This window comes from Microcystis sp. M_OC_Ca_00000000_C217Col (genome assembly GCF_007095585.1).
Lineage (GTDB): Bacteria > Cyanobacteriota > Cyanobacteriia > Cyanobacteriales > Microcystaceae > Microcystis > Microcystis panniformis.
The window spans coordinates 1-12,365 of sequence record NZ_SFBV01000233.1; the positions used below are offsets into that span (position 1 = coordinate 1).

The following is a 12,365-nucleotide window of genomic DNA, read 5'->3' on the forward strand; positions in this document are numbered from 1 at the left end:
CTGATTTACTAAAAGGTTTGTCGATTCACCTTCATCGTTGGAGTTCTTTCCCTCCCACCCCCGTTGATGCTTTTTACTACTCCCCTTCCTCTTAGTTGTAAAATACCTACACCTGTCAGACCCCACACCCTGCCCCCACCAACAAACTTTTTCAGCATACTCTACCTATATCTGCAAGTCCCCTGGGGTTTCCATCCGATCGAGGATCACCCTGAGCGTTCATCCGATCGAGTGATTTTGGGGAAAAAGTGTTAAAAAAGATTGCTGTTTGTAAAGACAACTGTTACCGTGGGTTCAAGAGTGCGCTTTGAAGGAGGAAAAATCCCATGCACCCTAACCTATCCATCTATCCCTCGATTGCTTCACTACTTATGTAGGGCATAGATGCACAAATCAAAGATTTCAGAAGCAAAACCAATAAATTCCCGTACTGTTGCTTAAAACAGGAGTTTGATCATGAAATTACAGGGAAAAACAGCCCTAGTCACGGGGGCATCCCGGGGCATTGGACGAGCGATCGCCTTAGAATTAGCCCGACAAGGTTTAAGCAGAATTGTGATTGTTGCCAGAGATCAAGAGCGATTAGAAAAACTAGCCAAAGAAATTGAGTCCCTAGGGGTCATTGCCACACCTTTAGCCCTAGATTTAACCGAAAATGACCTTGTTAGTCCTTCAATTATCCGGGTTTGGCAAGAATGCCGTGGCATCGATATCCTCGTTAACTGTGCCGGTATTGCCCATCAAACCCCCTTTCTACGCTCGCAATTCTCGCAAGTGCAAGCAGAAATATCTTTAAATCTGATGGCCATGTACACGGTTACTCGCTTAATTGCCCGCCGGATGGCAATTCGGGGGCAGGGAACCATCGTCAATGTTTCCAGCATGATGGGTAAAATTGCCGCTCCTAGCTTCGCTACCTACTCGGCTACCAAATTTGCCATTTTGGGTTTTAGTCAAGCTCTCAGGTCGGAATTACGGGAACATAACATCAAAGTTGTCACCCTCTTACCCTCTTTAACCGATACGGATATGGTGCGAGAATTGCAGTTATTTCGATGGTTAAAACCGATGAGCGCCGAAGAAGTCGCCCAAACCCTAATTACCGGGTTAAATAGGGAAAAAACGGAAATTGTCGTCGGTTGGCAAAGTCATCTAGCTCTTTGGTGTCAAAAATTGGCCCCGAAACTGCTCGAGAAAATTGTCGATTTAGCCTCTCCCTTACGCCAAGGCAAAGGAAAGCGAGGATGGCGAGAAGTGTTTAACTAGGGTTTAATTAAATCCATCAGGGTGAGCATAGCTCACCCTAATCACCTTAACTAACAGGCAATTAAACGGCTGTCAGGGTTTTTTCTAGAAGTTGTCGGGGAGCTTGAACCAAACCACGACAGTGGATTTCCGCAGAATTATTGGGACTTTCAATCAGTTTAACTTTATCTAATTCGGCTCCTAATTGGCGGATCCGTTCCCCTAATAGTTGAGCGATATGTAAGGCAATATTTTCCGCAGTGGGAACCACTTCGGCAAAGTAGGGAATATCCTTATTTAAAAAAGCATGATCGAAGGGTTCTACTACCAATTCATCGATCGCTTTTTGTAAATCCCCTAGATCTACAATCATACCGGTGCGGGGATCGATTTCCCCCGCCACGGATACTTCTAGGTGATAATTATGGCCATGACCGTTTACCCTGGCGCATTTGCCGTAGATTTCCGAGTTTTGTTCGAGGGTTAATTGCGGTAAAGCCAAACGATGAGCGGCACTAAAATGGGTTTTGACGGTTAAAGTTGCTTCCATATCTTTTCCTTGATATTCTGCCCACAATTCGGGGTGTTCAAATAGTTGAATTTTGACCAATGGTAAATAGGGTGCTAATCTTTGCCAGATAACTCTGGCGATATTTTCTGTGGTGGGTAGGGTTTGCTGAAATTCCGGCCAGACTTGATTGAGATAGGAGTAGTCTAATTGACTGGTTATCTCTCGTTTAATTACCTGTTTAACGGTGGAGAGATTCTCCACCATGCCATAAGGATTGAGTTCTTTGTGTAGGGAGACGTATAATTCGTAATTGTGACCATGACCGGGAAAACGGCTACCAAGACCAAAAAGTCTTTGATTTTCGGCTTCGTCCCATTCTGGTAGATAATAGCGATGGCTGGCTGAAAACCGCGCTCGACGATTGATGATGCAATCCATAAATGTGGGCGATCAATGACTTTGTAAAGTTACGTTAAGAGTAACCCTTTCTAGCATAAACCAGTTTTGTCTCCTCCTGCTTGCAGACCGGGGAAAGTTATCCCTCAATTCCGGCAGAATGCGATCGCTGTGAGTCGAGAGTGAGAAAATGGCGTTGCTGAATCAAGGTATGAATGCCAACCCTGCATCGTATCCAAAAGTTAATTTGGGTCTAGGTTTTAAAAATCCCACAAAATAAGATTCAGGTCTCAAATCAGCAACGCCGAAAACCCCTTGACTATCAAACACCCGCTCAAGTATTCTACAAGCACGCTTCAGAATTCGTTGCACTTCGGCTCTGAATCGCCACTTTGTTAAGTACCTAGGCAAAATTATTTACACATGACGATCATTGCCCCGTAAGGGTTTTAGCTCGATCGGGCAGGTAATTAATTTTGCATGACTACTTAGTTCGTAAGTAATATAATTATGACCGAGCAAATACCTCCTATTTATTTTCATCTTCCCGCTTCCGATCGACCCGACCCTTTGCCCGATCACGCCGATCAATTACGAAAGGGTCGAGGTTCATGGGCTTGGATTTTACAAACTTATTTGCGATTATGCGAATCTAACTTTCCCTGTGAATTAGTAGATACTATCCCTAAAGAAGGTATCGTAATTAGTCATAGAGTATCGTTAGCTTATGATTTTCAACCCTATCCCAAGTTATTACTGGTTTGTGTTAAAGGAGATCGAAATCCTCAACCCTACGCTCAAATTCATATCGTCCAGAATCGACAGGAATTAACTGCTTCTCAACTTTATATACAATCAATAGCCGCAGATCAATATCTTTTACCTGGTAAGCGATACTTTTTACCCCATTGGACTCAACCGGGCTTAATTCCTCGCGATCCCCGACGGGGCGATCGGTTTGAAAATGTAGTTTATTTTGGCATTACCTACAATTTAGCTCCCCCCTTACGCAAACCGGAATGGAAACAGCAGGTAGATCATTTAGGTTTAAACTGGTGCATTCAAACTAATGATGAGTTTTGGCATGATTATCGTCAAGCAGATGCAATCGTCGCTGTTCGTTGTTTCGACTCCAAGGAGACTTATCCTTGGAAACCCGCCACTAAGCTGTATAATGCCTGGTTAGCAGGTGTTCCTGCCATTTTAGGAAATGAATCCGCTTTTCAAGCAGAGTACAAAAGTGAGCTAGATTTCTTTACTGCTAATAATGAGAATGATATTATTTATTATCTCAAACAATTGCGGGACAACAATTACTTAAGGCAGCAAATAAAGTCTCATTATCAAGAAAGGTCGAAAACCGTGACTATTAGCCATCTTGTTCAATGTTGGCATCAGTTTATCTTGAATGAATGTGTTCCCGCCTATAATCAATGGTGTTCCCTTTCTCTCTGGCAACAACAACAGTTCTTTTTGCGTCGTCGTGTCCTGTCGAAATTGAATCAACTGCAAATGAAAACCCTGAAAATCATCACTGCTCAATAGCCAATGGTTCTCGGTGATTGCGGACAGTAATGTTTGAAGTCCTCTTTTTACCCAGTTTTTGGGGTAGTATTCACTTATCTCTCTTAGATGGCGACTCGTTACTGAGATTGACTTGGCACTTTTTTCAATTTTCTCAGATTATGTCAATTCGTAGGTCGGGTTGAGGCTACGAAACCCGACAGAAACCCTCAGTTGTTGGGTTTCACTTCCTTCAACCCAACCTCCGCAAAAAGAGCTACCAAAATAAACCGTCTCTATCCAAATTCGCTCGCTTCTTCAATATTAATAATCACTTCTTCTCAAGTTTCACCCTGACTCATACATCCGGGTAAATCTGGAATTACAGTTGTTGGGTTTCACTTCGTTCAACCCAACCTACGCAAAAAGAGCTACCAAAATAAACCGTCTCTATCCAAATTCGCTCGCTTCTTCAATATTAATAATCACTTCTTCTCAAGTTTCACCCTGACTCATACATCCGGGTAAATCTGGAATTACAGAAACCCTCTTAATCCTTTTTTTGCTGAATAAAATGCACAACTGGACTAATTTTTGATTATAACGATTAAATAGGCTTGACTAGATCGCCAACTTGAGGATTTTCAAACGGTAGTCTTTTTCCTAATTTATCAATCATTGATTTTAACTCTCTTTCTCTCGTTGACTGTAACTCTTTCTTTGCTAAGTATTCAATTCCAGAAGGAGTCAAGGGGGGGATATAAGATAATTCAGACAAGTCTCTAGGTTGCAGCAAATGATATTCTCTGATCAAATAATAAAGTTTATTTAAATCTATGTCTGGCTTTTTGTCTGATTCTATAATAGATATTTTATCTTGAACCAAAATAATTCTTCCCGTACCTCTTACTAATTCGAGAAACCCTAAAGATTCTCCCGTATTAGGGTCTATAATTTCTTCCTCGCTTATCCCATATATCAATACTCGGCGACCCACTTGAATTCTATTTCGTTCGCCTCGATTCATGACTAATCGATACGGATCAAGGATATTAACTATCTGGGCGGGGAATGTACCTTTAGGCGATAATAATGTCGTTTCAGTTAGGTTTTCCATGTTTCTTCTAGGGTTGACCGGTATTGAAATTTCTAGGACTGCTAGGCTTGATGATTATTTTTTCAATTAATTTGGGATCGTTTCCATCTAGGGCATCGATAATATTTTGATAGTTAGGAGACGGCTGATTTAGAATAGCTTGTATTTTTCCATCATTTTGGATCACGTTTACGAAACCTATTCCAATTAAATTTTCAAACCCGTCATCATCCGTGTAGTAGAAAGAAATATAGATATCATACGCAAATAAATTGGAGGCTTCGAGTAAGCATAGAATATTATTGTTTGCGTTCTTTTGAACTCTTAGAATTTTAGGGATAATGCGCTGTTTAATTTCAGTCTCTAGCTTTTGGTTTACCTCCTGAAGTTGCTTAACTTCTGCCTCTAATTTTTGCTTCTGTCTAAGAAGTGTGTTAACAGCACCTAACAAAGTGGCTATAAACAGTAGGGTGAAGAAACTGACAATAATTACTAGATCTAGAGGAATAGAAGTATTGAATGGATAACGAATTAAGGCAATACCTCCTAAAAATCCAAGAAGACCGAGTAAAACCCCTTGAATTTCGTTAAAACTAGACCAAATTAACCCCCAAAAGTTATTTTTCATCTTTGTTCAAAACTCAAGAGACCGGTAATTAGCCAGTCTCTCAAGTCTTATCTATCTATTCTACTCGATTCCTTCGATACGGTCCTCCACTTCTTGATAAAGTTCCTGTAAGCGGTCTAAATTCTCTTGAGAAGTTTCCCAGTAACCGCGACCATTAACTTCTAGCAGGGTTCCCACCATCTTGCGGAAAGAATTAGGATTGAGATTCATCAGACGCTGACACATTTCCTCATCTTGAATAAAGGTGGTGTTGACATCTTCATACACCCAATTATCCACCGCGTCAGCAGTTGCCGACCATCCCATGGTATTAACCAAACGCTTCGATAACTCTCGGACTCCTTCGTAACCGTGACTTAACATTCCCTCGTACCATTTGGGATTGAGTAACTTGGTGCGGGTATCCAAGCGCACGGTTTCCGATAAAGTACGCACTTGAGCGTTAGCGGTGGTAGTATCGGCAATATAGGCCGCCGGTTTTTTGCCATCATCGCGTAAACTAGCGACAACTTTTGTCGGGTCCGAGTCGAAATAGTGGGAAACATCGGTTAAACTAATCTCGCTAGAATCCAAATTTTGGAAAGTTGCCTCCGCAGTTTTTAAGGATGCTTCAAACAACTGACGATTATCGGCCATCATCCCCGGATTATCAGAATCGAAAGCAAAACCCTTACGGTTGAGATACATATTCTGTAACTCTTTTTCATCTTCCCAACTGCTATTTTCCACCGCGAGATTGATGTTAGAAGAATAAGAACCAGAAGCATTAGAAAAGATGCGGGTGGCTGCCTGTCGAACCGTTAAACCCATTTCTTTTGCTTGTTCCATAGCGTGTTTGCGGACATAATTCATCTCTACCGGTTCATTTGCTTCCGCGGCCATTTTTACCCCTTGGTCAAGCAAATTCATCTGATTGATAAATAAATCCCGGAAAACACCAGAACAATTGACCACCACATCAATGCGCGGTCTTCCTAACTCCTCTAGGGGAATCAATTCCAGTTTATTCACCCGTCCCAAAGCATCGGGAAGAGGACGAACCCCCACCATCCAGAGAATTTGTGCTAGGGATTCCCCATAGGTTTTGATATTATCCGTTCCCCAGAGAACACAAGCGATAGTTTCAGGATATTTACCACCATTATCCAGTTTTTGCCGTTCTAACAGACGATCCACCACGATTTTAGCCGATTTTACTGCCGCTAGGGTCGGGATAGACTGGGGATCTAAAGCGTGGATATTTTTACCCGTCGGTAAAACTCCGGGGTTACGGATGGGGTCGCCACCAGGACCGGGAAGAACGTATTCTCCTTCCAATGCTTTTAATAGGGCCCCCAATTCATTATCGGCACAGACCTGTTCTAAACAGAATTCTAGGTATTCAAACAGGGGTTTTAACGCCACCGGATCAACTTGTGGATAACCCATCGACCGTAAAGTTTCGATCCAAGGCGATTTCTTGCCTATATTCAAGAAATTCAGCTTAGAAAGCATCGATACCCGACCTGACCCGTCGGTTTGGGACTCGACTAAAGTTGCGACGGCAGCGCGAGTCGCGAGGGTGATGTTTTGCAGTAGTTCCACATCCTCCAGCACACCTCGATCGCTATTGCGATAAACTTCCTCTAGATCCCGGCCGATGCTGTTAGCAATAATCCGGGGTAAGGAAAGTAAATCGTCCTCTTCCCGGTCTAAACTGGCAATATTGACCAAAGTTGCCACCGCTTCCAGCGCCGAGGGGGGTTTCCCAATAACGTGCAGTCCGCAGGGAAGCAAGCGCGATTCAATTTCCATCAGTTTGCGATAGACCGAACCGACAATATTATCCCGTTCCTCTTGACTGAGATGGGCCGTATCCTCATCAGGTAAACTTATATCTTTGTCGAGATTGACTAATAAACATTTATCGACAATGGTATTGACAATTTGCACCCCACGCCCACTATCTTTCAGGGTTTGGTAGGAACCGATCAACTCGCTTAGTTCTTTTAACCCTTTGTAGAGTCCGGCATTTTCTGCGGGGGGAGTGAGATAGGAGATAGTTTCCGCATAACTACGACGTTTAGCGATCGTCGCTTCGCTGGGGTTATTAGCGGCATAATAGTAGAGATTGGGAATCATCCCGATGAGGTTATCGGGGTAGCATTCCCCAGACATTCCCATCTGTTTCCCCGGCATAAATTCTAGGGATCCGTGGGTGCCAAAATGGAGAACCGCGTCTGCTTTCCAGACTTGATTGAGATAGGTATAGTAGGCCGCAAAACCGTGGTGAGGACTAGCAGAACGAGAAAAGAGCAGACGCATCGGATCCCCCTCATAACCGAAGGTAGGTTGAACCCCGATAAAGACATTACCGAACTCTTTCCCGTAGATTAATAGATTTTGTCCATCACTGTTGAGGTGTCCAGGTGGTGGTCCCCAATTTTCCTCCAAACGGACAGAATAGGGGGTTAAACGCTCGTATTCAGGTACAGACATCCGATAGGCGATATTTAGCTCCGGACTATGGTACTGTGCTTGAGCATCATGGATTACCGCTTCCATCAGTTCTTTGGGAGATGCGGGTAAGTCCTGCAAGTCATAACCGTTATTTTGTAACGCTTGCATCACCTCGTAGATAGAACCGAACACATCTAGATAGGCTGCGGTTCCCACATTCCCTTTATCGGGGGGGAAACTAAAGACGGTGATGGCGACCTTTTTATTCAGTTTCGGTTTCTTTCTTAGGTTAGCCCATTTTAGCGCCCGTTGAGCGATCGCTTCTACCCGATCCTGTAAAGCGATCGCTTTACCCGTCGCCCCATCCCGGCCCGATAATATAATAGGTTCGATCGCACCGTCTAATTCCGGAATAGCAATCTGTAGCGCCACTTGAATCGGGTGTAACCCCAAATCGCTTTCTTCCCATTCCTGAGTAGTTTGGAAAACTAGCGGTAACGCGCACATATAGGGACGATTGAGACGTTTTAAGGATTCTATCGCTTTCGGATGATCTTGTCGCGCTGGACCCCCCACTAAAGCAAATCCCGTCAGGGAAATTACCGTATCAACGATAGCAACCGCTTCCACTCCTTTTAAGCTTTTATCCCAGAAGTATTCTTCTACCGGTTTAGAAAAATCTAATCCCCCAGCAAAAACGGGAAGGACTCGCGCACCCATAGACTCGAATTCCTGCACGAGAGCGACATAATGAGCGTCATCACCAGTAACGAGGTGAGTTCTCTGTAAAATTAAGCCCACACAGGGAGCTAAGGGGTCTTTGAGGTCATCAGCAATATCACTGCGGTTATTGTACCAAGCGAAGTATTCCTTGACATCCTCGAACATTTTCAGGGATAAAGGATGCCAGATACCCATATCCGGATAAACTACCGGTTCTTTGTAAACTACACTGTCATCCTTGTTATCAAAGACGTACTTATCGGCCAACATTAACAGGAAATTCTCTAAATTTTCTGCGGAACCTCCCAGCCAATACTGGAAACTTAACATAAAGTTGCGTGCGTCCTGAGCTTTTTCCATAGGGAGATATTTCAGGACTTGCGGTAAAGTTCGCAATAACTTTAACATCGCATCTTGGAAACCAGCGCCAGAGTTTTCCCTGCGCTTTTTCATGAAGTTAGCGATGACACTCTTAGACTGTCCCAATTGTGCCATGGAAAAGCAACCTAACTTATTTAAGCGCATTACCTGGGGCATAGAGGGAAAGACGATCGCCGCATCTAATTTATCCCGATGGGGACCGACAGCGGCCACCACTTTATCGGCTAAATCTTCGATAAAAATGAGAGAAGCGATGAAAATATTAGCCTTGGCTACATCCTCCTGAAAATTGCGATAATTTTCCCCATCGCGCAGTTCTTCGATTAAATAACCACTAATTTCGATCGCTAGTTTCGGGTTGTTAGCGTTGATTTCCCTGACCGCACTACTCAGCGCACTTTGGTACTGAGGTTCTAGCACGACATAGACCACCTTGACCAGCGATCGACCATTCAACGCGTCAGGAACTATATGACGAATGGTGGACTTGACGTGAGTGAACATATATGATGGTTCTCCTTATGATTGCTGAGTCTGGTATGAAGTGATTTTCGTCATCAGATGACGATCGCCCTTTGTTTAAGGTATTTAGATATATGTTTCTGTTTTGTATCAGAAAATGTAACCCAAGTGAGTATTTACTCTGGGTTTTGACACAATTCGATAAATATCTTGCCATATTTTGTAACAGATGGTAAAGAGCTTTCTGAGTAACTGCTCAGGCTTTTCTTTACAAAAATTAATATTTAATCTATTGACTTTTTTAATAAAAAGTGGTAGGAAATGGCAGCTCGGACGAGATGTCGCTGTTATAGTCGTTTCCAATAAGTTTGAGACAAGCGTTGCCGATTCAAAGAATGAGTTGATTGCTAAAAGCTCTGAAAACTGGTTGAGAATTTTGCCAAATCATACCGCTACTCAGCAACGCCAGATTTTGATCGAATGCTTCAGAAATGATTAACTATCTCTGACACTAAATTCCCAGCCTTCGGGCATTTTCGTACCTTCCAGGTTAGCACCGCTCAGGTCAGCACCGCTCAGGTCAGCACCGCTCAGGTCAGCATGGCTCAGGTTAGCACGCCTCAGGTGAGCACCGCTCAGGTCAGCATCCCTCAGGTTAGCACCGCTCAGGTTAGCACGGATCAGCATAGCACCGCTCAGGTTAGCACCGCTCAGGTTAGCACCGCTCAGGTCAGCATCCCTCAGGATAGCACGCCTCAGGTCAGCATGCCTCAGGTCAGCATCGCTCAGGTCAGCATCCATCAGGTTTTTATCACGGCGCATCGCCTTCATTAGATCGGATGGATCAGCCATAGTCTTCTCCTTAGTTTAGGGTATATGAAAGGATTAATTCAACGAGCAGACAGTCATAGACAAGGTTCTCTGCTGATTAACGAGCTCTGACACTAAATTCCCAGCCTTCGGGCATTTTCGTACCTTCCAGGTTAGCACCGAGCAGGTCAGCATCGCTCAGGTCAGCACCCATCAGGTCAGCATCCCTCAGGTCAGCATCCCTCAGGCTAGCACCGATCAGGTTAGCACGGCTCAGGTTAGCACCCATCAGGTCAGCACCGCCCAGGTGAGCACCGATCAGGTTAGCACGGTTCAGGTCAGCACCGACCAGGATAGCACGGCTCAGGATAGCACGGCTCAGGATAGCACGGCTCAGGTTAGCACCGCTCAGGTCAGCACCGCTCAGGTCTTTATCACCCCGCATCACCTTCCTTACATCCAATCGATTAGCCATAGTCTTCTCCTTAATTTAGGGTATATGAAAGGATTAATTCAACGAGCAGACAGTCATAGACAAGGTTCTCTGCTGATTGCTACGTCTTTTGTAATGTAATGTACCACAAATATCTATAAAAATCAATGATGGCAAAAGTCAGAAGCCCATTAGAAGTAATGCAATGAGACAGATGTTTAGGAATCAAGAAAATGACGAGAATGGCATCCGTCAAATCTTCAAACAAGCGTAGATCGAGTGACGGATTTTATCAACCAGCGACCGCGAAAATCCTTTGACTATCGCACGTCTTAAGTACCTAGACTTAGGAGTTAAGCGTACTATTAAAAACGGATTTAGTATAACTAGGTTAGAGGTTTACTCAAAATTGTGTCGATGACTGATACTAAATCCAGTTATTAAAAAATGATTATGTATTCCCCCTTTTGCATGAGTAGAAAAGGGGTTTCTCCGAGAAACCCCTTTTCTGTCTCGGAATTGATCATTGCTAATTCAATTCCATCGTCTCGGAGTCTCCCCAAAACGAAACCCTGATAACTCACCATTAAGATAATTGCTATATGTAGGTAGGCGTTAAAAATTATCAGATGCCCCCCTTAATAAGGGGGGATTAAGGGGGGATCCCCCCTTATTAAGGGGGGCAGGGGGGATCGAACCTAAAATCCATTTTTAATTTAATTATAACCACCTACTTATGTAGTAGAATACAATGAGAAATACCAGTTAAACCCAGCAGATTATAACTCCGGTAGTTAATTTGTATTAGTCGGTGATAAACCCTTATTATTTTCAGTAATCGATCGACAATGTTTTTTAATTGGATAACTTTACCCTATTTATTAATTAATCCTGTTTTAATTCCCTTGAGTATAGCTCGATCGGAAACTATTCTTGTTCGAGAAGTCAGGGATCCTAATTATCAAAAACTGGTACAGTATGCCCAAAATCAACAACTCGATCGCTTACCCATGGCTGATATAATTCAGAATATCGCCACTCAATTTTTAGGAGCAAAATATCAAGCAGGATTACTCGATCGCTCGGCAACAGAAAAATTATTTATCTCTTTAAAAGAGTTTGATTGTGTCCTTTTTGTGGAAACAGTTCTCGCTTTGAGTCACAATTTTGCTTTAAAAAATTATCAGTATTCTGCTTTTAGTCAGCAGGTTTTAAATCAGCGTTATCGCCACGGTATTCTCGACGGTTATTGTAGTCGCTTGCATTACTTTTCCGATTGGATTAATGACAACCAAAAACGAGGTAATCTAGAAAATATTACTCACAAATTAGGAGGAATTACTCTTGACAAAAAGCTCAATTTTATGAGTAAAAATCGACCTCTATATCCCCAGTTAAAAACTCAAAGTAATTACGATTGTATTCAACAGGTAGAACGGCAATTAGAGAGTTTATCCTTAACCTATATTCCCACCCCTAAGATTAAAGATATTTATCCACAACTACAAGCTGGCGATATTATCGGTGTCGTGACTAATATCCCTGGTTTAGATACCACCCATACCGGTCTAGTTTATCGCTTTCCCGATGGCAAAATTGGCTTAATTCATGCCTCTCCTGCTGGTCAAGTTACCATTGCTAAAGACCTAGAAAAATATATCACTAAAGTGGAAAAGGCCATCGGTATTTTTGTAGTTCGTTCCCTTGATCCAAGAAATAGGTAGATAGGGAGCGAGGG

Annotated in this window: 9 protein-coding genes; 3 read left to right on the top strand and 6 right to left on the bottom strand. The window is 43.1% G+C overall.

Features of this window, described 5'->3' with window-relative positions:
- The first annotated feature begins 456 nt into the window (after nucleotides 1–456).
- Nucleotides 457–1,266, top strand: coding sequence for an SDR family NAD(P)-dependent oxidoreductase (locus tag EWV66_RS14155; protein WP_052276824.1), 810 nt, complete (start codon nucleotides 457–459; stop codon nucleotides 1,264–1,266).
- Between the two features lie 61 nt (nucleotides 1,267–1,327).
- Here the strand turns inward: EWV66_RS14155 and EWV66_RS14160 are convergent, their stop codons facing one another.
- Entirely contained in the window at nucleotides 1,328–2,194 is an 867-nt protein-coding gene (locus EWV66_RS14160; protein ID WP_052276823.1) for a 6-pyruvoyl trahydropterin synthase family protein, read from the bottom strand.
- A 468-nt stretch (nucleotides 2,195–2,662) separates the two neighbouring features.
- Here EWV66_RS14160 and EWV66_RS14165 point away from each other — a divergent pair, with 468 nt between their 5' ends.
- Nucleotides 2,663–3,697, top strand: a complete 1,035-nt coding sequence (locus tag EWV66_RS14165; protein WP_052276822.1) for a hypothetical protein — start codon at nucleotides 2,663–2,665, stop codon at nucleotides 3,695–3,697.
- Nucleotides 3,698–4,262: 565 nt separating this feature from the next.
- On the opposite strand, the gene EWV66_RS14170 is transcribed toward EWV66_RS14165, so the two are convergent.
- The 5 genes from EWV66_RS14170 to EWV66_RS14190 form a co-directional block, all read right to left on the bottom strand.
- Nucleotides 4,263–4,772, bottom strand: a complete 510-nt coding sequence (locus EWV66_RS14170; protein WP_052276821.1) for a hypothetical protein — start codon at nucleotides 4,770–4,772, stop codon at nucleotides 4,263–4,265.
- 7 nt (nucleotides 4,773–4,779) lie between these two features.
- The gene (locus EWV66_RS14175) at nucleotides 4,780–5,379 is read right to left on the bottom strand and encodes a bZIP transcription factor (RefSeq protein WP_287109064.1); all 600 of its coding nucleotides are present in this window, start codon (nucleotides 5,377–5,379) and stop codon (nucleotides 4,780–4,782) included.
- A gap of 60 nt (nucleotides 5,380–5,439) precedes the next feature.
- The gene (locus EWV66_RS14180) at nucleotides 5,440–9,426 is read right to left on the bottom strand and encodes a magnesium chelatase subunit H (RefSeq protein ID WP_287109065.1); all 3,987 of its coding nucleotides are present in this window, start codon (nucleotides 9,424–9,426) and stop codon (nucleotides 5,440–5,442) included.
- 453 nt (nucleotides 9,427–9,879) lie between these two features.
- On the bottom strand, nucleotides 9,880–10,236 hold the full coding sequence (locus EWV66_RS14185; protein ID WP_287109067.1) for a pentapeptide repeat-containing protein: 357 nt from the start codon (nucleotides 10,234–10,236) through the stop codon (nucleotides 9,880–9,882).
- A 76-nt stretch (nucleotides 10,237–10,312) separates the two neighbouring features.
- A complete protein-coding gene (locus tag EWV66_RS14190) occupies nucleotides 10,313–10,669 on the bottom strand; it encodes a pentapeptide repeat-containing protein (RefSeq protein WP_287109069.1) in 357 nt (118 codons plus the stop codon).
- 806 nt (nucleotides 10,670–11,475) lie between these two features.
- Between EWV66_RS14190 and EWV66_RS14195 the strand changes: the two genes are divergently transcribed.
- Nucleotides 11,476–12,351 carry an N-acetylmuramoyl-L-alanine amidase-like domain-containing protein gene (locus tag EWV66_RS14195; protein WP_287109071.1) on the top strand — a complete coding sequence of 292 codons (876 nt, stop codon included), beginning with the start codon at nucleotides 11,476–11,478 and terminating at the stop codon, nucleotides 12,349–12,351.
- The last annotated feature ends 14 nt before the right edge of the window (nucleotides 12,352–12,365 follow it).